The organism is Kaustia mangrovi, assembly GCF_015482775.1.
In the GTDB taxonomy this organism is placed as follows: Bacteria; Pseudomonadota; Alphaproteobacteria; order Rhizobiales; family Im1; genus Kaustia; species Kaustia mangrovi.
In genome coordinates this window covers 2,381,451-2,405,775 of record NZ_CP058214.1, presented here as the reverse complement: position 1 = coordinate 2,405,775, position 24,325 = coordinate 2,381,451, and the positions used below count along the sequence as shown (strand labels likewise).

Below are 24,325 nucleotides of genomic sequence, written 5' to 3'. Positions count from 1 at the left end.
TGTCCTCCGGCTCAGTCGGGAACGTGCGCGCTAAGGCCCAGCAGCGCGCGGCGCCTGAGCCACAGGCTCGTCCGGTAGCGGTCCTCGCCCGTAATATCCTGCATGGCGGCGAGAATGGCCATGACCCGGTCCGGGCCGACGGCGTCGGCGAGCGCGAGCGGGCCCTTGGGATAGTTGAGGCCGAGCTCCATGGCGGTGTCGATCTCCTCCGGCGCGGCGACGCCGATCTGCGCCATCTCGGCGCCGAGATTGGCGATCATGGCCTGGATGCGCTGGGCGACGAAGCCGGGCGAATCCTTGATGGCGGTGACCTTGCGGCCCGCTCGGGCGATGAGTGCGGCCACCGCGTCGCGCGCCTTGGGATCGGCGCCGGGCGGCGTCATGATCGTGGCGCGCGCCTCGCTCAGGAAGACGAGGTCGACCGCCACGAGGCGGCGATGGTCGGCGCCGGTGCGGTGGGCGAGCGTCGCGCAGTCCTCGCCGACCGGGGCGGCGAGGATCGGGCTCGTCCCGTCGTCGGCGTCCAGCACCGTCGCGCCGAGCCCTTCCGCAAAGGCCTTCAGGGCGGCGTCGGGCTCGGCGAGCGCGACGGCCTTGGCCGGCGCGGCATCGCTCGCATGGTCGGGCGAGGGGGCGCCCGTGATCCGGCCGGTCTCGTCGTAGTCGTAATGGCCGGCGCCCGTCTTGCGGCCATGGCGGCCGGCCTCGAAGAGGGCGCGGTGGGGGAAGAAGGTCTTCAGCCGCGGATCCTGCGAGAAGCCCTCATGGATGATGTCGGTCACCGGCAGGTTCACATCGATGCCGGTCAGATCCATGAGCTCGCACGGCCCCATCCGGTAGCCGCAGCAGTCGCGCATCACCGCGTCGATCTCGGCCGGCGTGGCCACGCGCTCGTGGAGGAGGCGGATGCCTTCGGTGGTGAAGGCGCGCCCGCCATGATTGACGAGGAAGCCCGGCGCGTCGCGCGCGACCACCGGCACGCGGCCCATGCGCTTGCCGAGCGCGACCAGCGCGTCGACGGTGGCCTGCGAGGTCTCCGGCCCGCGCACCACCTCCACGAGCTTCATGAGCGGCACGGGGTTGAAGAAATGGAGCCCCGCGATCCGGTCCCGCTTCCTGGCCGCGCTGGCAATGGAGGCGATGAGGATGGAGGAGGTGTTGGAGGCGATCAGGCAGTCGTCCGACACGGTCTCCTCGATCTCGGCGAACAGCTTGCGCTTCAGCTGAAGATCCTCGAACACCGCCTCGATGACCGCGTCGCAGCCGGCGAGCCCGGCAATGCCGTCGATCAGCGTCAGCCGGCCCTTGGCCGCCTCCGCCCCGGCCTCGTCCAGCCGTCCCTTCTCCACCAGCCGGTCGATGCGGGCGAAGACGGCGTCGCGGCCGGCCTCCGCGCCTCCCGGCCTGGCGTCGTGGAGCCTGACGGCCATGCCGCCGGTGAGGCTCACCTGCACGATGCCCTGCCCCATGGCGCCGGCGCCCACGACGCCGACGGTCAGCTCAGCGGTGTTCGGATCGTTCATGGAAATCGCTCGCGATGTCATTTCGGTTGGCGAAACAGTCTTTCGCGAACGCACAGTGCCTCAAGGCCGCCGGCGGGACAAGTCCGGGCTCATTCCGGCCGGCGCGCTCCGCCCGGATCGCCGGCCTCGGCCAGCTCCAGGATGAGCTTGCGGACGAGCGCCTCCACGAACCGGCCGCGCGCACAGGTATCACCCACTCGGCCTATCTGGCCAGCGCTGCGCGCGAGCGGTTGGTGTCGGGAGAGTAGAACTGCTGCCATATCGATCCGGAGTGAGAGCGGCGGCAGCCGGGGGGAAGTCCCACCAGGGGGATGCCGCCGCTCTCTGCACGGCAAGGGCAATTAGGGAGCTGCCCTTGCCGCACCCCAACTATGCTAGCAACGTATTGCACGCAAGACCAATACTGCACGTCCAGAAGACAACGTTATGACACACTCCTATCCACTAAAAATATCGAATGACGCAAAATGATAAGTGCTGAACTGGATCATGATATATAATGAACTATCCCATACTATATTAGTATTTTTGCGATATTCGTACCATTTGTATACATATATAAATATCAGAGATGTATATAGTTTATAAAATAATACAATTACCAGAAGTTGACATAATAATATTAATTGTCATGGGATTATATTAAATTTTTTTAGATGTTGATTTGTTGGAGTTTGTGGGCAACAATTAATCGTACTGCATGGGGAGCCAAAACAAAGATGCCAAGCACGGGCAGAGATGTCCGTGACATGCTCTGCCAAAGGGGGCTGCGGTATGAGTTTCATTATGGAAGTGCGCATCTGCGCACAGGGCATTCCTGCGCATCTTGCGCAAAAGTCAGTGGGAAAAGCCGCGCTATACTGGCGTGAAATCTCACCAGAGACCTCGTCAAGACGGTCATTCTTCTTCCAAGACAAGCTGAACTATCGGCCTGTTGTGTGCGGGGATGCCTAACCAGCGCCGATCCTGAGAGACGCTCGGTTCTGTCACCCATCGCGACACTGGCGGATCGTGGCTGCAGCGGATGGCAGCTCCGCCGGTGGGGAATGTCTGGACAATCCGACGCCGGCACCAGCCGGTCGGTCCCACCAAGATAGGCCGGGGGGATGAGTGCCCCGCCCAATAGGGAGCGGGCGGGGCACTCACTATCTGTCTCTGCCGCGAACGGCCCAACCTCATTGCCCCACGCCTTTGTCACGACGACGGGTGCTTGCCGCGCTAGAAACAAATGGCAGGTCTCAAGCTTCCCAACGCTCCATAGGCCCATGTCGATGCGTTCCTGGTCCGGTCACACGGCGTCCGGGCCGGTATGAATCCTCCGGTTGCTCGGGAATAACGCAAAGGAGACTGGTCCCCCTACCGGTTCACCTGGCTCTGGTCGAAGCCCGCCATCTTCTGGTAGCCGGCGACGATGGCCTTGAGCTCCTCCGGGCTCGCGACATCGCCGATGTCGGCAAACCCCTGCGGCGCGCGCTCCTCGATGACGTCGATCACCCGTTCCGGCCCGCCGGAGCGGTTCTGGATCACGATGTCGGCGGTCTTGGCCAGCCGTTCTGCCTCATAGGCCTTGAGCGCGGCGACCGGATCGCCGCCGTGGGCCAGCACATCGGCGAGGAAGCGGGCGTCGAGCACGGCCTGGCTCGCCCCGTTCGAGCCGACGGGATACATGGGGTGGGCCGCATCGCCCAGCAGCGTGACCCGTCCGAAGCTCCATTGCTTGAGCGGATCGCGGTCGCACATGGGATATTCGTAGAATTCCTCCGTCGCCTCGATCAGCTTCACCGGATCGATGACGCAGCCGCTGAACGAGCCTTCCACGAAGGGCATGAGCTCCTCGCGCTTGCCGGGCCGCGACCAGTCCTCGCGCCGGGGCGGCGGCGTGTCGCGGTCGCCGATCTTGGCCACAACCGCCCAGTTCATGAGCGTTTCGCCGGGGCGCGCCGGATCGTTGTAGATCGGATAGAGGACGAGCTTCGCCTTCATGCCGCCGGCGATCACCATGGAGCGCCCGGTCATGAAGGGCGGCCACCATGTCGCCCCGCGCCACAGCATGAGGCCGTTCCAGCGCGGCGGCCCCTCGTCGGGGTAGAAGGTCCCGCGCACGGTGGAATGGATGCCGTCGGCGCCGATCAGGATGTCTCCGCGCGCCTCCTCGGCGCCGCCGTCGCGCCTCTCGAACCGCGCGGTCACGCCCGTGTCGTCCTGTTCGAAGGCGGACAGCCTGAGGCCCGTTCTCACGCGTTCGGGCCCGAGCCTGTCCAGCACGGCCTCGTGCAGCACGGCCTGCAGCTTGCCGCGATGGATGGAGAACTGCGGATAGTCGTAGCCCGCGTCGGTCCCGCGCAGCTCGCGCCAGATCTCCTGGCCGAAGCGGTTGGTGTAGATCAGCTCGTGCGTGCGGATGGCGACCCGGTCGAGCGCGTCGAGAAGGCCGAACGCGGCGAGCTCCCTGATGGCGTGCGGCAGCGTGTTGATGCCGACCCCGAGCTCGCGCACCTCGCGCGACTGCTCGAAGATCTCCGCCTCGATCCCCTTCTCGTGGAGCGCGAGCGCGGTGGCGAGGCCCCCGATCCCGCCCCCGACAACAATGGCTTTCATGGACTGACCCTCCCCTGTCTCTCCCTGTCCGGGCAATCTTATTCCGCCGCCTCGCGCATGCGCTGGTAGCGATGGCGCGGCCTCGCCTTCAGGCGCAGCTCCTTCAGCTCCTCGCGGGTGCGCTGGGCGTTGCGCATGGCCTGCTCGAAGCCGGCCTCGTATTGCGGCGGGCAATAGAGGTCGCCAAAGCCATACTCCGCGGCGGCGTTGAGCGCAAAGCTCGGATTGGCGAGATGGGGCCGCGCCAGCGCGACGAGGTCGGCGCGGCCGGCGGCGAGGATGGTGTTCACCTGGTCCGCCGTGGTGATGTTGCCGACGCACATGGTGGCGAGGCCGGCCTCGTTGCGCACCTGGTCGGAGAACGGCGTCTGGAACATGCGCCCGAAGACCGGCTTGGCGTCGTGCACCGTCTGGCCGGAGGAGACGTCGATCAGGTCGGCGCCGGCGCGGGCGAAGGCGCGCGCGATCTCCACCGTGTCGTCGCCGGTGATGCCGCCTTCCTTCCAGTCGGTGGCCGACAGGCGGACCGACATCGGCTTGCGGTTCGGCCAGGCCTCGCGCATGGCGGCGAAGACTTCGAGCGGAAAGCGCAGGCGGTTGTCCAGGCTGCCGCCGTAGTCGTCCGTGCGCCGGTTGGTCAGCGGCGAGATGAAGGTCGCGAGCAGATAGCCGTGCGCGCAGTGCAGCTCGATCATGTCGAAGCCCGCGCGCCCGGCGCGGTGGACGGCGGCGACGTAATCCTCGAGCGTGGCGTCCATGTCGGCGCGCGTCATCTCGCGCGGCACCTGGCTGTGGGGGAAATAGGGCAGCGGCGAGGGCGCGACGATCTCCCAGTTGCCCTCCTCCAGCGGCTCGTCGATGCCCTCCCACATGAGCCGGGTCGAGCCCTTGCGCCCGGCATGGCCGATCTGCAGGCAGAACTTCGTGCGGGAGCGTTCGTGGACGAAGTCGACGATGCGCTTCCAGGCGGCTTCCTGCGCGTCGTCGTAGATGCCGGTACAGCCGGGCGAGATGCGGGCATCGCGCGAGATATCGGTCATCTCGGTGAACATGAGTCCGGCCCCGCCCATGGCGCGGGCGCCGTAATGGACGAGGTGGAAGTCGCCCGGCACGCCCTCCTCGGCGGAATACATGCACATGGGCGAGACGACGACGCGGTTCTCCAGGACCATGTCGCGAAGACGGAAGGGCTGGAACATGGGCGCGACCGGCTCATCGACATCGACGTCGAAGCCGCGCCCGCGCGTCTGGCGGGCGAACATCCGGTCGGCCGCGCGCACGAAATCGGGCGCCCTGAGCTCCAGATTGTCGTAGGTGATGGCCTTGGAGCGCGTCATGAGGCCGAAGGCGAACTGCACGGGCTCCATGTCCCAGAAGCGGCCGATATGCTCGAACCAGACGAGCGAGACGTCGGCGGCGTGCTGGGTCTTCTCCACCTCCTCGCGCCGCCCGCTCTCGAACCGGGCAAGCGCGTCGGGCACGGTGCCGGTTGCCTTCAAGGCCTTAAAGAGCGCGATGGCGTCCTCCATGGCGAGCTTGGTGCCGGAGCCTATGGAGAAATGCGCTGTCGCCTTGGCGTCGCCGAGCAGCACCACATTGTCCATGGTCCAGCGCTCGTTTCGGATCATGGGGAACTGGCGCCACATGGAGCGGTTGGTGATGAGCCTGTGCCCGTCGAGCTCGTCTGCGAACACGCCTTCGAGGAACCGCGCCGCCGCCTCCTCGCTCATCGCCTCCAGCCCGGCGCGCGCGAAGGTCTCCGGATCGGTCTCCATCACCCAGGTGGAGCGGCCCGGCTCGTACTGGTAGCAATGGGCGATGAAGATGCCGTGCTCGGTCTCCCGGAAGTAGAAGGTGAAGGCGTCGAGCGGCTTGGTGGAGCCCATCCAGGAGAAGCGGTTGGGGCGCAGGTCGACCTGCGGGCGGAAATGGTCGCGGCGATCCTCGCGGATGCGGCTGTTGATGCCGTCGGCGGCGACCACGAGGTCGCTGTCGGCGAAGCGGGAGAGATCCGAGACGTCGTCGTCGAAGACGAGCTCCACGCCGAGCGCGCGGGCGCGCTGGTGGAGAAGCTTGAGGAGCGTGGTGCGCGCGCAGCCGCAGAAGCCGTTGCCGCCGATCCGGTGGACGCTGTCCTTGAAATGGATCTCGATATCGTCCCAATAGGCGAAGTGATCGGTGATGAGCCGGTAGCTCTCCGGATCGTAGGCCTCGAAGTTCTGCAGCGTCTCGTCGGAGAAGACGACGCCGAAGCCGAACGTGTCGTCCGGCCGGTTGCGTTCGTGGACCGCGATGTCCATGGCCGGCCACGCCGCCTTGGCGAGGATGGCGAAATAGAGCCCGGCCGGCCCGCCGCCGATGATCGAGACTTTCATTGCGCGTCCTCTCCCAGTCATGGACTGCATGCCGCACGGGGGCTCGCAGACATCCCTTCGCCATTGCCGGATTTGTCCCGGCAATCCGTGAAGCGCCCGCGGCAAGGCCGCCTTGTCTTGCCACCGAAAATATTTTAAGCTTAAAATAACTCGGGTCGCAAGACGGCAATTCCCAAGGCCTTCGGCGACCGCGAAACGGGAGGAGGCTTCGATCCATGTCGCTTGCGGGCCGACATGCGATGATAACAGGCGGCGGCACGGGAATCGGTGCCGCGATCGCGGCGGCGCTCGCGCGCGCCGGTGCGCGGGTGACGCTGGCCGGCCGCCGGGAGGGCCCGCTCGAGGAGACGGCGAAGGCTATCGGCGCGGCCGGCACGGTCCGTTTCGACGTCACCGACGAGGCGGCGGTGGCGGACGGCTTCGCGCGTGCAGCTGAGCGCTCCGGCCCCGTCTCCATCCTCGTCAACAATGCGGGCGCGGCGGAGAGCGCGCCGTTCGAGCGCACCGACACGAGCCTCCTCAGGCGCATGCTCGGGGTCAATCTCGAGGGTGCCGTCCATTGCATCCACGCCGTCCTTCCGGGGATGCGCGAGGCGGGCTTCGGGCGTATCGTCACCGTGGCGAGCACGGCTGGGCTCAAGGGCTACCCTTACGTGTCCGCCTATTGCGCGGCCAAGCATGCCGCGATCGGGCTGACCCGCGCACTGGCGCTCGAGACGGCGCGGTCCGGCATCACCGTCAATGCGGTCTGCCCGGGCTTCACCGATACCGATCTCGTGCGCGGCAGCGTCGCCCGCGTCGCCGCGGAGACGGGCCGGGAGGAGGCGGATGTGCGCGCGAGCTTCACGCGCGCCAATCCGCAAGGCCGGCTGGTCGCGCCGGAGGAGGTGGCCGATGCGGTCTCGTGGCTCGCGGGCGAGGCGGCGTCCGCCGTCACCGGCCAGGCCATCGCGGTCGCCGGCGGGGAGTTCATGTGATGGACGAGAAGGCGCCGCTCATTCCGCTCGACGCGGAGACCAAGGCCCATGAGCGCCCGCGCGAGCACAAGGCGGAGCTCAGGCTGTGGCTGAGGCTGTTGACCTGCACCAACATGATCGAGGCGGAAATCCGCCGCCGCCTGCGCCAGCGCTTCGACGTGACGCTGCCGCGCTTCGACCTGATGGCGCAGCTCGAGAAGGCGCCCGACGGGCTGACCCTGAGCGAGGTCTCCAAGCGCATGATGGTCTCCAGCGGCAATGTCACGGGGCTGGTGGAGCGCCTCGTCAATGACGGGCTGATCGAGCGGCGCACCGCGCCCAACGACCGCCGCGCCACCTATGTGCGCCTCACCGCGCGCGGCCATGAGAGCTTCGCGGAGATGGCCGGCGAGCATGGCGACTGGATCGGCGAGGTCTTCGAGGGGCTGTCCGACGGGCAGATCGACGAGCTGATGGCGCTGCTGGAGACGCTCAAGGCGTCCGTCCGGCAGGGCGCGGAAAGGGAGCAGACGCCTTGAGCGACCGGTTCACCATCACCCTGCCTGTCGCCGAGTACGCGCCGGCGCATTTCCGCCTCGCGGTCGACGGCAAGGTCGCCACGGTCACGCTCGACCGGCCGGAGCGCAAGAACCCGCTCACCTTCGAGAGCTATGCGGAGCTGCGCGACCTGTTCCATGCGCTGCGCCACGAGGAGGCGGTGAAGGCCGTCGTCGTCACCGGCGCGGGCGGCAATTTCTGCTCCGGCGGAGACGTGTTCGAGATCATCCAGCCGTTGCTGGAGCGCGACATGGCGGGCCTTCTCGACTTCACGCGCATGACCGGCGATCTGGTGAAGGCCATGCGTGCCTGTCCGCAGCCCATCGTCGCCGCGGTCGACGGCGTGTGCGCCGGGGCGGGCGCCATCGTCGCCATGGCGAGCGATCTGCGTATCGGAACGCAGGACGCCAAGGTCGCCTTCCTGTTCAACCGGGTGGGGCTTGCCGGCTGCGACATGGGGGCCTGCGCGATCCTGCCGCGAATCGTCGGGCAGGGCCGGGCGTCGGAGCTGCTCTATACGGGCCGCGCGATGACGGGCGAGGAGGCGGAGCGCTGGGGCTTCTTCAACCGGCTCGCCGCGCCCGACGCGGTGCTCGACGAGGCCCGCGCGCTTGCCGGCGATCTTGCCGACGGCCCTACTTTCGCCAATGCCATGACCAAGAGAATGCTGCATATGGAGTGGGACATGGGCGTCGACCAGGCCATCGAGGCCGAGGCGCTCGCCCAGTCGGTCTGCATGCAGACGGAGGATTACCGCCGCGCGTTCGACGCCTTCGCCGCGAAGCGGCGGCCGGCGTTCGAGGGGAACTGAGGAGCAAGGCCCATGGGCGACTATACGGCACATGTCGACACATTTGCCCGCGACAACCTCCCGCCGCGGGATCAGTGGCCGGACTTCGTCAACCTGGAGAAGCTCGGCTATCCGGACGTTCTGAACGTGGCCTCCGAGCTGGTCGACCGGCATGTGGAGGAGGGCGTCGGCCACCGCACGGCGGTGCTCGCGCCGGGGGTCGAATGGTCCTACGAGGCGCTGGCGGAGAAGGTCAACCGGATCGCCAATGTGCTGGTGAAGGATCTGGGGCTCGTCGCCGGCAACCGCGTGCTCCTGCGCTCCGCCAACACGCCGATGATGGTCGCCGCCTATTTCGCCGTCCTGAAGGCGGGCGGCGTGGTGGTCGCGACCATGCCGCTCCTGCGCGCCAAGGAGCTCGGCTTCATCGTGAACAAGGCGGAGATCGACCTCGCCCTGTGCGACAGCCGGCTTGCCGACGAGATGGAGAAGACGGCGAAGGCCGCCCCGCGCCTGAAGCGCGTCGTCTGGTTCGAAAGCGAGGCCGAGGACGGCCTGGAGGCGCTCATGGACAAGGCGTCCGACAGGTTCGACGCCTGCCCGACGGCATCCGACGACGTCTGCCTGATCGCCTTCACCTCCGGCACGACGGGCGAGCCCAAGGGCACGATGCATTTCCATCGCGACATGCTGGCGATCTGCGACTGCTATTCGAACCAGATCCTCAGGCCCAAGGCGAGCGATGTGTTCATCGGCTCGCCCCCGCTCGCCTTCACCTTCGGACTCGGCGGGCTGGTGCTGTTCCCCTTCCGGGTCGGCGCGGGCACGGCGCTTCTCGAAAAGGCCGGGCCGGACGAGCTGCTCGCCGGGATCGAGCGGTTCAAGGCCACGGTGTGCTTCACCGCGCCGACCGCCTATCGCGCCATGCTGGCAAAGCTCGGCGAGGCCGATATCTCCTCCTTGCGCAAATGCGTCTCCGCCGGCGAGGCGCTTCCCGCCGCGACATGGGCCGACTGGCACGACAGGACGGGGCTCTCCATCATGGACGGCATCGGGGCGACGGAGATGCTGCACATCTTCATCGCCGCGCGCGAGGAGGATATCCATCCCGGCGCGACCGGCACGCCGGTGCCCTATTACGAGGCGAGGGTGATCGACGAATACGGCAACGAGGCGCCGCGCGGCCAGCCGGGCCGGCTTGCCGTGCGCGGCCCCACCGGCTGCCGCTATCTCGCCGACCCGCGCCAGGCCGATTATGTGCAGGATGGCTGGAACGTCACCGGCGACACCTATGTCTGCGACCGCAACGGCTATTTCTGGTTCAAGGCGCGCTCCGACGACATGATCGTGTCGGCGGGCTACAACATCGCCGGCCCGGAGATCGAGGCCGCGCTCCTGACCTATCCCTCGGTGGCGGAATGCGCCGTCATCGGGGTGCCGGACGCCGAGCGCGGGCAGGTGGTGAAGGCCTATGTGGTGCTCGCCGGCGAGGCCCGCGGCGATGCCGGGCTCGTGCGCACGCTCCAGGAGCACGTCAAGGCGGAGCTCGCACCCTACAAATATCCCCGGCAGGTCGAGTTCATCGACAAGCTGCCCAAGACGGAAACCGGCAAGCTGCAGCGCTTCCGCCTGAGAGAGATGGCCGCGTCGGCCTCGGTCGCGCAGGCCTCGTAAGGGTCGGCCGGATTCATTGGAGGAGATGGTCAAGGTGAGTATCCGCACCGACGGGCGCGGCCCGTCCCTCGACGCCGCACTGGCCGACACGACGGAACGCGGCGGCCTCACGCCGCTCCAGCCCGCGGGCTGGCCGAAGCCGCGCGGCTACAGCAACGCGCTCATGGGCCGGGGGCAGGTGGTCTGCATCGCCGGACAGGTCGGCTGGGACACGGACGGGACCTTCCCGGCGGATTTCCTGGCGCAGGTGCATCAGGCCCTGTCGAACATCCTCGCCGTGCTCGCGGAGGCCGGCGGGGATGCCAGCCACATCGCGCGGCTGACCTGGTATGTCACCGATATGGACGAATACCGCGCCTCGCTGCCGGAGCTCGGCCAGGCCTACCGCGCCGCCATGGGCAAGAACTTCCCGGCCATGACGCTGGTCCAGGTGGTCTCGCTCGTGGAGCCGGAGGCGCGTGTGGAGATCGAGGCGACGGCGATCCTGCCCGACCCCGACTGATTGTCCTGCACGCCTGAGGGGTCAGAACGCATCCGCAACGAGGTCGCCGACGAGGCCGTCGAAGGCACCGTCCGCGATCAGGCCCGCGACGGTCTCGATCTCCGCGCCGAAGGCCCTGTCGGCCTCGCGCTTGGGGATCTCGGCACGAATCAGCGCATGGGCCTCCTCCACCGGGGCGGAGGAGCGCAAGGGGCGGCGGAACTCGATGCCCTCCGCCGCCGCCATGAGCTCGATGGCCACGATGCGGCGGACATTGGCGTTGAGCTGTTTCAGCCGCCAGCCCGCATGGGTCGCCATGGAGACGTGATCCTCCTGATTGGCGGAGGTGGGCAGGCTGTCGATGCTCGCGGGATGGGCGAGATGCTTGTTCTCCGCCGCGAGCGCCGCCGCGGTGACCTGCGGGATCATGTATCCCGAATTGAGCCCCGCATCGCTTGTGAGGAACGCCGGCAGGTAGCTGATGCCCGGATCGATGAGGGCGGCGACCCGCCGCTCCGCCAGCGCCCCGGTCTCCGAAACCGCGAGTGCCACGATGTCGGAGGCGAAGGCGACGGGTTCGGCGTGGAAGTTCCCGCCGGAGAGAACGTCGCCATCCTCCGGGAAGACGAGCGGATTGTCGGTGACCGCATTCGCTTCGGTGAGGAGCGTGCGGCCGGACTGCACGAGCAGGTCGCGCGCCGCCCCCAGCACCTGCGGCTGGCAGCGGAAGGAATAGGGGTCCTGCACCCGGTCGCATTCGAGATGGGAGGCGCGGATGCCGCTGCCCGCGATCAGCCGCCTGAGCTCGGCGGCGACGAGCTTCTGGCCCGCATGGGGGCGCAGCTCGTGGAGCCGCGGATCGAAGGGCGTGTCGGACCCCATGATCGCATCGACCGACATGGCGCCGGCGACGAGCCCGGCGCGCATGGCCCGTTCAGCCTCCGCAAGCCCCGACAGCGCGAGCGCGGTGGAGACCTGCGTGCCGTTGAGTAACGCCAGCCCTTCCTTGGGCGCGAGCTCCACGGGGCGTACCCCGGCGCGCTCGAGCGCCTGTGCGCCGGAGATGCGCACCCCCTCGTGAAGCGCCTCGCCCTCGCCGATGATGACGAGCGAGAGATGGGCGAGCGGGGCGAGGTCGCCCGAGGCCCCGACGGATCCCTGGCGCGGGATGACGGGCAGGATATCGGCATGGAGGAGCGCGATCAGCGCCTCGACGAGCTCGGGCCTGACCCCGGAATGGCCCGCCGTGAGGCTCTTGATCTTGAGCAGCATGGCGAGCCGCGTGTCGCCGGCGGGCAGGGGCTCGTCGGTGCCCGAGGCGTGGGAGCGCACCAGATTGCGCTGGAGATGGGACAGCTCCTCCGGCGCGATGCGCTGGCTGGCGAGCTTGCCGAAGCCGGTATTGACGCCATAGATCGGCGCGCCTTGCGCAAGGAGGTCCGAAACGGCCTGTGCGCCCCGCGCGATGGCCGTGCGCGCCTGCGCGTCGAGCGTCGCGCTCACGGGGCCGCGCAGGGCGGCGCGCAGATCCGCCCAGGCGAGCGGGCGCGGGCCGATGGTCACAGCAGTGCGCGTCATGTCGCTTCCTCCCTTATCCGGCGGACGGTTCGGCCAGAAGCCGGTCCAGCGCCGCGCGATAGCGTGCGGCGATCTCGTCTTCCCTGTCATGCCGGCCCCCGGCGACGACCTGCCGGCCGCCGACATAGACGTCGCGGACCGCTCCGCCATCGCTTGCGAAGATCCAGGAATCGAGGAGCGCGTCGCCCTCGCGCGAGACGAGCGCCGGGGCGGCGGTGTCCAGTACCGCGATGTCGGCGCGGGCGCCGATGGCGAGTTGGCCCGTCCGGCGGCCCATGATCTGCGCCCCGCCGAGCCGGACGCGGTCGAAGAGGGTGCGGCCCGTGGAGCGCCCGGGCCCGCCGGCGAGCGCGTTGCGGGACCGGTGGATCAGGCGCTGGCCGTATTCGAGCATGGAGAGCTCGACCGCCGGCGAGCGCGAGACGTGGCTGTCCGACCCGATGGCGATGCGCCCGCCAGCCGCCAGATAGCGCGGGGCCGGGAACAGCCCGTCGCCCAGATTGGCCTCGGTCAGGGGGCAGAGCCCGGCCACCGCGCCCGATTGCGCGAGCCGGTCCGTCTCGCCCTCGTCCATATGGGTCGCATGGATGAGGCACCAGCGCGCGTCGATGCCGATACGGTCCATGAGCCAGTCCACGGGCCGCGCCCCGCCCGACCAGTCGATGCACTCCTCCACCTCCCTCGCCTGCTCGGCGACATGGATGTGGACCGGCGCGCCGGGTGCGATGGCGTCGAGCCCGGCGAGGGTCTCCGCCATGAGCTCCGGCGTCACGGCGCGCAGGGAATGCGGCGAGATGCCGAGGGCGGCGTCGGCGTCGCCGTCGATGGTTCCGGCGAGGATCTCCACGATCCGCAGGAAGCCCTCCGCATCGTTGAGGAAGCGGCGCTGGCCTTCCCCCGCCGGCACGCCCCCGAAGCCACCGTAGGCGTAGAGCGTCGGCAGGAGCGTGATGGCGATGCCGGTCTCGCGCGCGGCGGCCAGCGTGCGCAGGCTCATCTCCGCGCGGGTCTCGTAGGGGCGCCCGTCGGGCTGGTGGTGGAGATACTGGAACTCGCCGACCGCCGTGTAGCCCGCCTTCAGGCATTCCACATAGAGCTGGGCGGCGATGGCCTGAAGGTCCTCCGGCGTCATGCGCCCGAGGAAGCGGTACATGAGCTCGCGCCATGTCCAGAAGCTGTCCGGCCCCGGGCCCGAGCGCTCCGTCAGCCCGGCCATGGCGCGCTGATGGGCGTGGGAATGCACATTGGCGATGCCGGGTATGGCCGCACCCTCATGGCGGACGGCGCCGTCCGCCGGCGCATCGGAGCGGATGCCGGCAATCGCGCCATCCGCCCCGACCGTCATCACGACGTCGCGGCGCCAGTCATCCCCGATCAGGGCGTGTTCGAACCAGAGCTTGTGTTCCCGCATGCGGAAAGAGTAGTATAGACAACCATAGACAGCAACGGCATTCTGGTTCCTTGAGGCCGCGTCCATGACCTTAACCGCGCGTGCGAGCACCCGCCTTGTCCTGACCCATGCCCGGATGGCCACCATGGCCGGCGGCGGTGCGCCCTACGGGCTCGTGGAGGATGGCGCGGTGGCGATAGAGGATGGCAGGATCGTCTGGGCCGGCCCGTCCGATGCGCTCGATCCGGCCCTTGCCGGCAATGCCCGGACCGTCGATTGCCGCGGGCGGCTCCTCACCCCCGGCCTCATCGACTGCCACACCCATCTCGTCCATGGCGGCGACCGCGCGGCCGAGTTCGAGATGCGGCTCACCGGGGTGCCCTACGAGGAGATCGCCCGGCGCGGCGGCGGCATCGTCTCCACCGTCAAGGCGACCCGGGAAGCCGCCGAGGAGACGCTGTTCAGAACGGGGCTCCGGCGGCTCGACGCGCTGATCGCGGAAGGGGTGACCACGGTCGAGATCAAGTCCGGCTACGGGCTCGACACAGCGAGCGAGCTGAAGATGTTGCGCGTCGCCCGCCGGCTCGGCCATGCCCGCCCGGTGACCGTGAGCACGAGCTTTCTCGGCGCGCATGCCCTGCCGCCCGAATACGGCGATGCGCGCGCGGACTATGTGGCGCTCGTCGCCGACGAGATGATCCCGGCTGTGGCGCGCGAGGGGCTTGCCGACGCGGTGGACGGCTTCTGCGAGGGTATCGCCTTCTCCGTCGACGAGATGGACCGCGTGTTCGCGGCGGCGCGCGCGCACGGCCTGCCCGTCAAGCTCCATGCCGAGCAGCTTTCCGATCTCGGCGGGGCGGCGCTCGCCGCGCGCCATGGCGCAATGTCCGCCGACCATCTCGAATATCTCGACGCCGCGGGCGTCGCCGCGATGGCGGAGGCGGGAACCGCCGCAGTGCTGTTGCCGGGCGCCTTCTACTATCTGCGCGAAACCCGGCTGCCGCCGGTGGCGGAGCTGCGCGAGGCGGGCGTGCCCATTGCGGTGGCGACCGATCTCAACCCCGGCACCTCGCCCGTCCATTCGCTGCTCGCGGCCATGAACATGGCCTGCGTCCTGTTCCGCCTGACCCCGGAAGAGGCGCTGAAGGGCGTGACGGGCAACGCCGCGCGCGCCCTGCGCCTCGCCGACCGGGGCGCGATCGCGCGGGGCATGCACGCCGATCTCTGCCTGTGGGATGTCGAGACGCCGGCGGCGCTGGCCTATCCGCTGGGCTTCAACCCGCTCGCCGCGGTGCTGAAGGATGGCGCGGTCGTGCGGGGGGAGCTCGCCCCATGAGCCCGCTCCGCCAGCCGGCATCCGTTCCCCAGCCGCTCTACCAGCGCATCAAGGGGCACATTGTCGACCGCATCCGCAAGGGCGACTGGCCGGTCGGCGACCGCATCCCGTCGGAGAACCGGCTCGTGGAGGAGCTCGGCGCGAGCCGCATGACGGTGCATCGCGCGCTGCGCGAGCTGACCGAGGAGGGCTTCCTGTCGCGCGTCCAGGGGGTGGGCACCTTCGTGCGCGGCACGCCGGGCCAGTCGAGCCTCATGGAGCTGCGCAACATCGCGGAGGAAATCCGCGCGCGCGGCAACCGCCACAGTGCCCGTGTGGAGGCCGGCGAGACCGTCGCGGCCGACACCAAGCGCGCCCGCCAGTTCGAGACCGAGCCCGGCACCGCGCTGTTCCACGTGCTGATCGTGCACAGCGAGAACGGCCTGCCGGTCCAGCTGGAGGACCGCTACTGCAACCCCGCCGTCGCGCCCGACTTCCTGAAGCAGAACTACGCCGAGGTCGTGACCACGGACTATCTCGTCTCCGTCGCGCCCGTGGACCAGCTCGAGCATGTGGTGCGCGCGGTCCTTCCCACCGACGCCCAGCAGGCGCTTCTGAGCGTTCCCGCCAACGAGCCCTGCCTCGCGCTCGAACGGCGCACATGGTCCTTCGGCCAGGTCGCCTCGGTCGCGACCCTCACTTATCCCGGCGGGCGCTACGAGCTGCGCGGCCGCTACGCCACCTCGCCCACCGGCCGCATCCGCGCCCATGGCGAACCCCACGAGGGAGACACAGGCCCATGAGCGCCAGGGGTGTCAGACGTCGCGTCATCCCCGCGAAAGCGGGGATCCAGCCTCTATCGCCGCATTGGATCCCCGCTTTCGCGGGGATGACGAATGAATGCGACTGTGCGGTGGATGGCACATTCCGGGACGGCGCCCGAGACCTTGGCGAACACCCAGTGGCAACCGAAAGCGAGACAGCCCCATGAGCCCGACCCGCCTCGACAATGCCCGCAGGATCTCCGCGCCGCGCGGAACCGACATCTCCGCGAGGAGCTGGCTCACCGAAGCCCCCTTGCGCATGCTGATGAACAATCTCGACGCGGAGGTCGCCGAACGACCGGAGGAGCTCGTCGTCTATGGCGGGGTGGGCCGCGCGGCGCGCAACTGGGAATGCTTCGATCATATCGTGGCCGCGCTGAAGGGGCTCGGGGCCGACGAGACGCTGCTGGTGCAGTCCGGCAAGCCGGTCGGCATCTTCCGCACCCATGAGGACGCCCCGCGCGTGCTCATCGCCAATTCCAACCTCGTGCCGCACTGGGCGGACTGGGACCATTTCAACGAGCTCGACCGCAAGGGCCTCATGATGTACGGCCAGATGACGGCGGGCTCGTGGATCTATATCGGCTCGCAAGGGATCGTCCAGGGCACCTACGAGACCTTCGCGGAGGTCGGCCGGCGCCATTTCGGCGGCGACCTCAAGGGCAAGTGGATCCTCACCGCGGGGCTTGGCGGCATGGGCGGCGCGCAGCCGCTGGCGGCCACCATGGCGGGTGCCTCCATGATCGCCATCGAGTGCCAGCCGAGCCGGATCGAGATGCGGCTGAAGACCGGCTATCTCGACGAGCAGGCGGCAACCCTCGACGAGGCGCTCGAGATCGTCGAGCGCGCCAGGGGCGAGGGCCGGCCCGTCTCCGTCGGGCTCCTCGGCAATGCCGCGGAAATCGTGCCGGAGATGGTGGAGCGCGGCATCCGCCCGGACGTCGTCACCGACCAGACCTCCGCCCACGACCCGGCCAACGGCTATCTGCCCGCCGGCTGGACGCTCCAGCAGTGGGAGGACATGCGCGAGCGCGACCCGAAGGCCGTCGCCGAGGCCGCCAAGCGCTCCATGGTCACCCATGTGGAGGCGATCCTGAAGCTCCATTCGCAAGGCGTTCCGGCGCTCGACTACGGCAACAACATCCGCCAGATGGCGTTCGACATGGGGCTTAAGCACGCCTTCGACTTTCCGGGCTTCGTGCCGGCCTATATCCGCCCGCTCTTCTGCCGCGGCGTCGGCCCGTTCCGCTGGGCGGCGCTGTCGGGCGACCCGGAGGACATCTACCGCACCGACGAGAAGGTGAAGGAGCTGATCCCCGACGATCCCCACCTCCACAACTGGCTCGACATGGCGCGCGAGCGCATCAAGTTCCAGGGCCTGCCGGCGCGCATCTGCTGGGTGGGCCTGGGGCTTCGCGACAAGCTCGGCCTCGCCTTCAACGAGATGGTGCGCAATGGCGAGCTGTCCGCGCCCGTCGCGATCGGCCGCGACCACCTCGATTCGGGCTCGGTCGCGAGCCCCAACCGCGAGACGGAGGGCATGCTCGACGGCTCCGACGCGGTCTCCGACTGGCCGCTTCTCAACGCGCTGCTCAACTGCGCGTCGGGGGCGACATGGGTCTCGCTCCACCATGGCGGTGGCGTCGGCATGGGCTATTCCCAGCACGCCGGCATGGTGGTGGTGTGCGACGGGACGCACGCCGCAGACCGCCGGCTCGCCCGCGTGCTCTGGAACGACCCGGCGACCGGCGTCATGCGCCACGCCGATGCGGGTTACGACATCGCGCTCGACTGCGCGCGCGAGCACGGGCTGAAACTGCCCGCGCTCGGCATCGGAACGCCGTGACGCGGGACGGCAGGCGCCGCCGGAGCCGCCCGCCCGTATCCGAGGGCGATATCGATTCTTGAAGACCTCCTTGCTTTCGCGGGCAAGGAAGCCGATCTTTCGGGCCGGATCGAATATGCGTCCGCGTCGCGCCGTGCGCCACGCGGACCGGCTTCAGTCGGGAAAGGAAGGCGCCGCCAGTGGTCACCGTCGAACGCAGCGACCCGGCTCTCAGGGACCTCTTCGTGGAGGCCATGAGCCATGCCGCCTCGACCGTCAATGTGGTGACGTCGGACGGCCCGGCGGGCCGCGCGGGCGTGACGGTGTCGGCCATGACGTCGGTGTCGGCCGATTCGGAGCGGCCGTCGCTCCTCGTCTGCATCCATCACCGCAGCCGGGCCTGCCGGGCGATCCTGGAGAACGGCGTCTTCTGCGTGAACGTGCTGAAGGGCGACCAGTCGGAGGTCGCCGATATCTTTGCCGGGCGCAAGGCCCCGCGCCATGGCGACCGCTTCGACTGTGCGCAGTGGACGCAGGCGGAGACCGGCGCCCCGCTGCTCGCCGACGCCCTCGTCGCCTTCGACTGCGAGCTGAAGGAGAGCGTGCGCCACGGCACCCATCACATCTTCATCGGCGAGGTCGCCGATATCGTGATCGCGGATCCGGGCCCGCCGCTGCTCTATGCCAATCGCGCCTATGGCCGCCCGGTCCGCCTGCACGACGAGGAGAAGGAGGCCGGCGCGCGCCGCGACGCCCCGCCCGCCGCGCATGACCGGCTGCGCAGGTTCAACACCCGCGACACCTATCCCGACCAGGCGCTCGACAACGACCTCTGCCAGGTGGTGCGCGCCCGCGGCACCATGGTCTTCGTGCGCGGCCAGGTGGGTCAGGATCTGGAGACCGCCGAGACCGTCGGCGCGGGCGATCCCGCCGCCCAGGCCGAACAGGCAATGCGCAATGTGAAGGCGCTCCTGGAGGAGGCGGGCTCCGCACTCGAGCATATCTGCCGGGTGCAGATCTTCATCACCGACCGGGCTCATCGCGAGCCCGTCTACCGGGTTGTCGGCAAGTGGCTCAAGGGGGTCTATCCGGTCTCCACCGGCCTGATCGTCCAGGGGCTCGCCCGGCCGGACTGGCTGATGGAGATCGAGGTCACCGCCGTCATTCCCGAAGACGGGGACTGAATGCGCCCCCGCCAGACACATCCCCGTACCCGCCCGATTATCGCTGCCTGACACCGGCTGCCCCAGAAGGAACAGGTCCTCATGGCACGCATCCTCGCAATCTCCTCGCAGGTCGTCCGCGGCCATGTGGGCAACTCCGCGGCGGTGCCCGTGCTCCAGGCGCTCGGCCACGAGGTGATGACGGTGCCGACGGTGGTGCTCACCAGCCACCCCGGCCATGGTGCGTTCGCGGGCTTTCCCGTCGAGACCGAGGCGCTGGAGGCGATTTTCGAGGTGCTCGCCGGCCATGGCTGGCTCGACGGCCTCGATGCGGTCATGACGGGCTATTTCCGCTCCGCCAGCCAGGTCTGCGCGGCCGCCGGTCTCGTGGACCGGCTGAAGGCCGGCCCGACACCGCCCTTCGTCCTCATCGACCCGATCCTCGGCGATCTGCCGGACGGCCTCTATGTCCCCGAGGATGTCGCGGCCACCCTGCGCGACAGGCTGCTCCCCTCAAGCGACTGCATCACACCCAACCGGTTCGAGCTCGGCTGGCTCTCGGGGATGCCGATCGAGGACGCCGAGACCGCCATCGCGGCCGCCGGCCGCCTCGGCGTGGCCTGCGTGCTGGCGACCTCGGTTCCCGCGGGCAACGACCGGCTCGCCAATCTTCTTGTGCGGGCCGGCCGGGTGCTGTCGGCGGAGGTTCACCGCCGGGCCTATGTGCCGCAGGGCACGGGCGACCTCATCGCCGCCCTGCTCCTCGGCCACAGGCTGCGCGCGCTGGAGGAGCGCGACGCCTTCACCCGCGCCGTCGCCGGGGTCGACGAGACGCTCAATGCGAGCATCGGCCATGACGAGCTGAACCTTGCCGGCGTCCTCACGCGGCTGCGCGACGTGGACGGCTGGCCCGTCTCGCTCGTCGGCGGCACGGCACATCCGTGACGGACAGGCACCGGCCGCCACATCCACCATCGGGACCGAGGGAAGACAGTGCCATGACGACCATCGACCGCGCCGCAATCGAGCGGACCTTCCGGCAGATCGCGCCCCATATCCGCAAGACCCCGGTCCTGGAGATCGGGGCCGACGAGATCGGGCTTCGTGCCGGCGCCGCCCTCAAGCTCGAATGCCTGCAGCATTCCGGGTCGTTCAAGGCGCGCGGCGCCTTCGCCAATCTCCTGACCGCGGACGTGCCGGAGGCCGGTGTCGTGGCCGCGTCGGGAGGCAATCACGGGGCGGCGGTCGCCTATGCGGCCATGAGGCTCGGCATTCCGGCGAAGATCTTCGTGCCTTCCATCTCCTCGCCCGCCAAGATCGCGCGCATTCGTGCCTACAAGGCCGATCTCGTCGTCGGCGGCGAGGCTTATGCCGACGCGCTGGCGGCAAGCGAGGACTGGATCGCGGAGAGCGGGGCGATGCCCGTCCATGCCTACGATCAGGAGGGCACGCTGCTCGGCCAGGGAACGGCGGGGCTGGAATTCGAGGCCCAGTGCCCCGATCTCGACACGGTGCTCGTGGCGGTCGGCGGCGGTGGGCTCATCGGCGGCATCGCCGCGGCGCTGGGCGCCGGCATCCGCGTCGTGGCGGTCGAGCCGGAGCGCTGTGCGACGCTCAATGCCGCGCTTGCCGCCGGCGAGCCGGTGGATGTGGCGGTGTCGGGGCTTGCCGCCGATTCGCTCGGCGCACGCCGATCCGGCTCGCTCATGTTCCCCATCGCGCAAGAGTTCGTGCAGCGCTCGCTTCTGGTGCCGGACGGGGCCATCGCGGACGCGCAGCGCTGGCTCTGGGAGCATGTGCGGATCGCGGCGGAGCCCGGCGGGGCGACGGCGCTCGCCGCGCTGCTCTCCGGCGCCTATGCGCCCGAGCCGGGCGAGCGGGTCGGCGTTCTCGTCTGCGGTGCGAATGTGCCGCTCGAGACGCTGGCGGAGACGGTCGCGGGCGGGGACACCTCGCATCGACGCGAGAACACCGCGCCCTAACGCCGGTCCGCTTCGTCATCGGGCCCGTCGAGCAGCTCGATCTGTTCGGGCCGGGTCGCGACGATCATCGGGCCGTTGCGCAGCTCGATCCAGCCGCGCACGCGGATCCGCCGCCCCGTAAGCCTTGCGGGGTCGGCCGCGCTGCCTTCGAACGCGCCGCGTGCGCCGGCGGGAATGGCGACGGTGAAGTCCTCCCGCCAGTCCTCGCCGAAATTGAGATAGGTCCGTGCCCGCGTCGGGGCGACGGTGGCGACCGTGCCCTCCACGATCTGGACGCTCCCGGCGAGCGGATAGAGCGGCCCGGGAGGCTCGGCCGGCCGGACCCTGTTGGCCGTGTCCGCCCACAGCCCCTTGCCGGCGGCGCGCGCCCGGGCCTCCAGCGCGAGGAGCGGACGGATGCAGGCGCCCGTCGCGAGCGGCATGACGCGGGCAAGCCCCGCCTCCGCCAGCGCTGCCTGGACCCAGACCAGCCGGCCGTCGCGCCGGACGAAGAGATGGGCCCCGATACGGCCGCGCCGGTCGGCCTGCGATCCGTTCGGGAAGACGAGGACGCGCCCGCCCCGCAGGAGGCCGGCCAGCGCCTCGCGGGGCTCCCCGGTTTTCGGCGGCGAGGCGGCCCCCTGATCCGGCCCGAGAAGGCCGGCGAGCCGCAGGACGCGGCCATCGGCCAGCCGCACGGTGCGGGCATCGACGACCGCGGCGATCTCCGCCTCGCCCTGCGCTGACAGGGCGCACTCAGCGTCGGCGGCGCGGGCCGGCCGCCCGGCCTGGCAGAAGGCGAGCGCCGCCAGCAGCGCGATGGCGCCGTGTCCCGCTAGCCGGATGCCGGCGCCTCTGCGGCGGTCGGTCATGCGAGCCCCCCTCCTCCATCGACAGCATGGCCCGACTTCGCCGCCGGCGGAAGGGGGCAGCACGGGGGCGCTGCCGATGTCGCGCATTGCCGTGCGTCATGGGATGACGTAATGATCGGGGAGGCCGGTGTTGCCGGCGCTTCTTTCACGTTTTGCGGTTCCGTGACTGACGAGGTGAGCGATGGTTCGAGCAGGTCGCGAGTTTCTCCACACGCCCGGGCCGACGCCCATTCCCGACCGCGTGCTGAACGCCATGCACCGCCAGGCGCTCGATCTCTCCGATCCCCGCCTGGAGGAGATCAGCTATTCCTGCATGGCCGATCTCAAGGAGGTGTTCCGCACCCGTGCCCACGTCTTCCTCTATGCCTGCAACGGGCATGGCGGATGGGAGGCCGCGCTCGCCAATATCTGCGCGCCGGGCGATACGGTGCTCGTGCCGGAGACGGGGCAGTTCTCCAATGGCTGGGCGCGGCTGGCGCGCCATCTGGATCTGGAGCCCGTCGTCGTGCCCGGAGACTGGCGCCACGCCATCGATCCCCAGAGCGTGGAGGACAGCCTGCGCAAGGATGCCGACCATCGCATCAAGGCGGTGCTGGCGGTCCAGACCGACACGGCGACGGGCATCACCAGCGACATCGCGGCCATCCGCGAGGCCATGGATGCGGCCCGCCATCCCGCCCTTCTCGCCGTCGACACCATCGCCTCGCTGGGCACAACGCCGTTCGACATGGACGGCTGGGGCGTCGACGTGGCGATCGCGGCCTCGCAGAAGGCGCTGATGTGCCCGCCGGGTCTGGCCTTCGTCGCGGCCAACGAGCGCGCGCTCCTGACGGCCCGCGACACGCCGCGCGCGCGCAGCTACTGGGACTGGGACATGCGGCTCGACGGCGAGTTCTACCAGAACTTCGCCGGCACCGCGCCGGAGCACCACATCTTCGCGCTGCGCGAGGCGCTGAACATGATCGCCGAGCAGGGGCTCGACGCCGTCTTCCGTCGCCACGAGCGGCTGGCGCGCGCGACGCACCGGGCGGTGGAGGCGTGGAGCGAGGGCGGCGCGCTGTCCTTCAACGCCGTCATTGCCGACGAGCGCGCCCGCTCCGTGACCACCATATTGTGCGACGAGGGCCGCGCGCTGCGGACCCATGCCCGCGAGCGGCTCGGCGTCGCGCTGGGCGGCGGGCTCGGCAAGCTGGAGGGCAAGGCGTTCCGGATCGGCCATATGGGCGATGTCAACGAGCCGATGATCCTCGGCTGCCTGTCCACCGTGGAGCTCGCCATGACCGAGATCGGGATCCCGCACGGGTCCGGCGTCCGCGCGGCCATCGACGCGCTGGCGCAGGACCGGGCGGTCGCGCAAGGCGAGGACAGGGACCATGCAGAGCCGGTTCCCCAGGACTGAGGCGGCGGGCGCGCCCGCGCCGAAGCTCCGGTTCGGCATCGTTTTGATGCCGCGCTTCACCCTGTCCGCGCTCAGCGGCTTCATCGATCCGATCCGCCTGGCCGCCGACGATGCGGACCGGAGCCATCCACGCCGGTTCTCCTGGACCTTCATGACACCGCGCGGCGCCAGCGTGCAGTCGAGCTGCGGCCTGTCGGTGGTGCCGACGCGCCCGCTGACCTCGCCCGCGGAGTTCGACTATATCGTCGTGGTGGGCGGGGTGCTGGGCGAACCCGGCGAATACGACCGCGCGGTGAGCGACTATCTGCGCCGGGCGGCCGATGCCGAGCGCCCGGTGGTCGGGCTGTGCACCGGTGTCTTCGCCATGGCGGAGGCGGGGCTGCTGAAGGGGGCGACCTGCTGCCTGAGCTGGTTCCATGCCGACGAGTTCCGCGAGCGCTACGACGATGTGGAGGTCGACACGGCGAGCCTCTACCAGATCCACGGCCCCCGCATCACCTGCGCGGGCGGTGTCGGCGCGGCGCATCTCGCGCTCGCCCTGCTCGATCTCCATGCCGAATCGGCGCTTGCGGAGAAGAGCGCCCGCATCCTGTTCCTCCAGCGGGCGCCGTCGCGCGAGCATCTGCAGCCGGCCCATCTGCGGTTCCGCCATGCCCGCAGCGCGGTGGTTCGCCAATCGCTCCGCCTGATCGAGGAACGGCTCGGCGGAACCGTGCGGATCGAGGAGGTCGCCTCGGCCGTCGGCCTGTCGCGGCGCAGCCTGGAGCGCCGCTTCCTGGCCGAACTCTCGCTGTCGCCGCATCAGGTGATCCAGACCTTGAGGCTCGACCGCGCGGCGGCCATGATCGCCGGCACCGACATGGCGCTCATCGATGTGGCGCTCGATTGCGGCTATGCCAATTACGGGCACTTCGTGAAGGTGTTCCAGGCGCGCTTCGCCATGCCGCCCTCCGTCTACCGGCGCACGGCGGCGGAGCGGGCACCGCTCGCGCTCGCCTGAAATAACGGCCGTGAAACGGCCGCAAGCCTCTGGAGGCGGTGCC

Annotated in this window: 19 protein-coding genes and 1 pseudogene; 14 read left to right on the top strand and 6 right to left on the bottom strand. The window is 69.4% G+C overall.

Annotation, left to right across the window (positions count from 1 at the left end):
- Positions 1–11 precede the first annotated feature (11 nt).
- The 3 genes from HW532_RS11150 to HW532_RS11140 all read right to left on the bottom strand — a co-directional run bounded on the left by HW532_RS11150 (position 12) and on the right by HW532_RS11140 (position 6,496).
- Positions 12–1,523, bottom strand: coding sequence for a 3-hydroxyacyl-CoA dehydrogenase (locus HW532_RS11150; RefSeq protein ID WP_213160553.1), 1,512 nt, complete (start codon positions 1,521–1,523; stop codon positions 12–14).
- 1,356 nt (positions 1,524–2,879) lie between these two features.
- Positions 2,880–4,121 carry a flavin-dependent oxidoreductase gene (locus HW532_RS11145; RefSeq protein ID WP_213160552.1) on the bottom strand — a complete coding sequence of 414 codons (1,242 nt, stop codon included), beginning with the start codon at positions 4,119–4,121 and terminating at the stop codon, positions 2,880–2,882.
- 38 nt (positions 4,122–4,159) lie between these two features.
- Complete coding sequence (locus HW532_RS11140; RefSeq protein ID WP_213160551.1) at positions 4,160–6,496, bottom strand: bifunctional salicylyl-CoA 5-hydroxylase/oxidoreductase; 2,337 nt, start codon at positions 6,494–6,496, stop codon at positions 4,160–4,162.
- Positions 6,497–6,711: 215 nt separating this feature from the next.
- Between HW532_RS11140 and HW532_RS11135 the strand changes: the two genes are divergently transcribed.
- The 5 genes from HW532_RS11135 to HW532_RS11115 are packed head-to-tail and all read left to right on the top strand — an operon-like array spanning position 6,712 to position 10,976.
- Positions 6,712–7,473: an SDR family NAD(P)-dependent oxidoreductase gene (locus HW532_RS11135; protein WP_213160550.1), complete on the top strand. Its 762-nt coding sequence runs from the start codon at positions 6,712–6,714 to the stop codon at positions 7,471–7,473.
- On the top strand, positions 7,473–7,991 hold the full coding sequence (locus HW532_RS11130; protein WP_246478711.1) for a MarR family winged helix-turn-helix transcriptional regulator: 519 nt from the start codon (positions 7,473–7,475) through the stop codon (positions 7,989–7,991). The genes HW532_RS11135 and HW532_RS11130 overlap by 1 nt, the downstream gene beginning before the upstream one ends.
- The gene (locus HW532_RS11125) at positions 7,988–8,821 is read left to right on the top strand and encodes an enoyl-CoA hydratase family protein (protein ID WP_213160549.1); all 834 of its coding nucleotides are present in this window, start codon (positions 7,988–7,990) and stop codon (positions 8,819–8,821) included. Before HW532_RS11130 ends, HW532_RS11125 begins: the two co-directional genes overlap by 4 nt.
- 12 nt (positions 8,822–8,833) lie before the next feature.
- Positions 8,834–10,474, top strand: a complete 1,641-nt coding sequence (locus HW532_RS11120; protein ID WP_213160548.1) for a benzoate-CoA ligase family protein — start codon at positions 8,834–8,836, stop codon at positions 10,472–10,474.
- A gap of 34 nt (positions 10,475–10,508) precedes the next feature.
- Complete coding sequence (locus tag HW532_RS11115) at positions 10,509–10,976, top strand: RidA family protein (RefSeq protein WP_343068624.1); 468 nt, start codon at positions 10,509–10,511, stop codon at positions 10,974–10,976.
- 21 nt (positions 10,977–10,997) lie between these two features.
- Here HW532_RS11115 and hutH read toward each other — a convergent pair whose 3' ends face one another.
- Both hutH and HW532_RS11105 read right to left on the bottom strand, forming a co-directional pair.
- The gene (gene hutH / locus HW532_RS11110) at positions 10,998–12,533 is read right to left on the bottom strand and encodes a histidine ammonia-lyase (RefSeq protein ID WP_213160546.1); all 1,536 of its coding nucleotides are present in this window, start codon (positions 12,531–12,533) and stop codon (positions 10,998–11,000) included.
- A gap of 13 nt (positions 12,534–12,546) precedes the next feature.
- A complete protein-coding gene (locus HW532_RS11105; protein WP_213160545.1) occupies positions 12,547–13,944 on the bottom strand; it encodes a formimidoylglutamate deiminase in 1,398 nt (465 codons plus the stop codon).
- Positions 13,945–14,008: 64 nt separating this feature from the next.
- Between HW532_RS11105 and hutI the strand changes: the two genes are divergently transcribed.
- The 7 genes and pseudogenes from hutI (at position 14,009) to HW532_RS11070 (ending at position 21,032) form a co-directional block, all read left to right on the top strand.
- On the top strand, positions 14,009–15,259 hold the full coding sequence (gene hutI, locus HW532_RS11100) for an imidazolonepropionase (protein WP_213160544.1): 1,251 nt from the start codon (positions 14,009–14,011) through the stop codon (positions 15,257–15,259).
- Positions 15,256–16,041: a histidine utilization transcriptional repressor HutC gene (gene hutC, locus HW532_RS11095; protein WP_213160543.1), complete on the top strand. Its 786-nt coding sequence runs from the start codon at positions 15,256–15,258 to the stop codon at positions 16,039–16,041. Before hutI ends, hutC begins: the two co-directional genes overlap by 4 nt.
- A 184-nt stretch (positions 16,042–16,225) precedes the next feature.
- Complete coding sequence (gene hutU, locus HW532_RS11090) at positions 16,226–17,908, top strand: urocanate hydratase (protein WP_213160542.1); 1,683 nt, start codon at positions 16,226–16,228, stop codon at positions 17,906–17,908.
- A 233-nt stretch (positions 17,909–18,141) separates the two neighbouring features.
- Positions 18,142–18,528 (top strand): annotated as a pseudogene (locus HW532_RS11085) (flavin reductase family protein); the annotation flags it as partial.
- A 72-nt stretch (positions 18,529–18,600) separates the two neighbouring features.
- Positions 18,601–19,071, top strand: coding sequence for a RidA family protein (locus HW532_RS11080; RefSeq protein ID WP_213164530.1), 471 nt, complete (start codon positions 18,601–18,603; stop codon positions 19,069–19,071).
- 81 nt (positions 19,072–19,152) lie between these two features.
- A complete protein-coding gene (pdxY, locus tag HW532_RS11075) occupies positions 19,153–19,995 on the top strand; it encodes a pyridoxal kinase (protein ID WP_213160541.1) in 843 nt (280 codons plus the stop codon).
- Between the two features lie 53 nt (positions 19,996–20,048).
- Positions 20,049–21,032, top strand: a complete 984-nt coding sequence (locus HW532_RS11070) for a threonine/serine dehydratase (RefSeq protein ID WP_213160540.1) — start codon at positions 20,049–20,051, stop codon at positions 21,030–21,032.
- Here HW532_RS11070 and HW532_RS11065 read toward each other — a convergent pair.
- Positions 21,029–21,883, bottom strand: a complete 855-nt coding sequence (locus HW532_RS11065) for a thermonuclease family protein (protein ID WP_213160539.1) — start codon at positions 21,881–21,883, stop codon at positions 21,029–21,031. The genes HW532_RS11070 and HW532_RS11065 overlap by 4 nt on opposite strands.
- A 181-nt stretch (positions 21,884–22,064) precedes the next feature.
- On the opposite strand from HW532_RS11065, the gene HW532_RS11060 reads away from it, so the two are divergent.
- Together HW532_RS11060 and HW532_RS11055 are read left to right on the top strand one after the other, a co-directional pair.
- The gene (locus HW532_RS11060; RefSeq protein WP_213160538.1) at positions 22,065–23,282 is read left to right on the top strand and encodes a pyridoxal-phosphate-dependent aminotransferase family protein; all 1,218 of its coding nucleotides are present in this window, start codon (positions 22,065–22,067) and stop codon (positions 23,280–23,282) included.
- Positions 23,257–24,282, top strand: a complete 1,026-nt coding sequence (locus HW532_RS11055; protein WP_213160537.1) for a GlxA family transcriptional regulator — start codon at positions 23,257–23,259, stop codon at positions 24,280–24,282. The genes HW532_RS11060 and HW532_RS11055 overlap by 26 nt, the downstream gene beginning before the upstream one ends.
- The last annotated feature ends 43 nt before the right edge of the window (positions 24,283–24,325 follow it).

Coding starts and splice junctions, on each gene's coding strand:
- HW532_RS11150 (WP_213160553.1), bottom strand. CDS start 1,523: ATGAACGATCCGAACACCGCTGAGCTGACCGTCGGCGTCGTGGGCGCC.
- HW532_RS11145 (WP_213160552.1), bottom strand. CDS start 4,121: ATGAAAGCCATTGTTGTCGGGGGCGGGATCGGGGGCCTCGCCACCGCG.
- HW532_RS11140 (WP_213160551.1), bottom strand. CDS start 6,496: ATGAAAGTCTCGATCATCGGCGGCGGGCCGGCCGGGCTCTATTTCGCC.
- HW532_RS11135 (WP_213160550.1), top strand. CDS start 6,712: ATGTCGCTTGCGGGCCGACATGCGATGATAACAGGCGGCGGCACGGGA.
- HW532_RS11130 (WP_246478711.1), top strand. CDS start 7,473: ATGGACGAGAAGGCGCCGCTCATTCCGCTCGACGCGGAGACCAAGGCC.
- HW532_RS11120 (WP_213160548.1), top strand. CDS start 8,834: ATGGGCGACTATACGGCACATGTCGACACATTTGCCCGCGACAACCTC.
- hutH (WP_213160546.1), bottom strand. CDS start 12,533: ATGACGCGCACTGCTGTGACCATCGGCCCGCGCCCGCTCGCCTGGGCG.
- HW532_RS11105 (WP_213160545.1), bottom strand. CDS start 13,944: ATGCGGGAACACAAGCTCTGGTTCGAACACGCCCTGATCGGGGATGAC.
- hutI (WP_213160544.1), top strand. CDS start 14,009: ATGACCTTAACCGCGCGTGCGAGCACCCGCCTTGTCCTGACCCATGCC.
- hutC (WP_213160543.1), top strand. CDS start 15,256: ATGAGCCCGCTCCGCCAGCCGGCATCCGTTCCCCAGCCGCTCTACCAG.
- hutU (WP_213160542.1), top strand. CDS start 16,226: ATGAGCCCGACCCGCCTCGACAATGCCCGCAGGATCTCCGCGCCGCGC.
- pdxY (WP_213160541.1), top strand. CDS start 19,153: ATGGCACGCATCCTCGCAATCTCCTCGCAGGTCGTCCGCGGCCATGTG.
- HW532_RS11070 (WP_213160540.1), top strand. CDS start 20,049: ATGACGACCATCGACCGCGCCGCAATCGAGCGGACCTTCCGGCAGATC.
- HW532_RS11065 (WP_213160539.1), bottom strand. CDS start 21,883: ATGACCGACCGCCGCAGAGGCGCCGGCATCCGGCTAGCGGGACACGGC.
- HW532_RS11060 (WP_213160538.1), top strand. CDS start 22,065: ATGGTTCGAGCAGGTCGCGAGTTTCTCCACACGCCCGGGCCGACGCCC.
- HW532_RS11055 (WP_213160537.1), top strand. CDS start 23,257: ATGCAGAGCCGGTTCCCCAGGACTGAGGCGGCGGGCGCGCCCGCGCCG.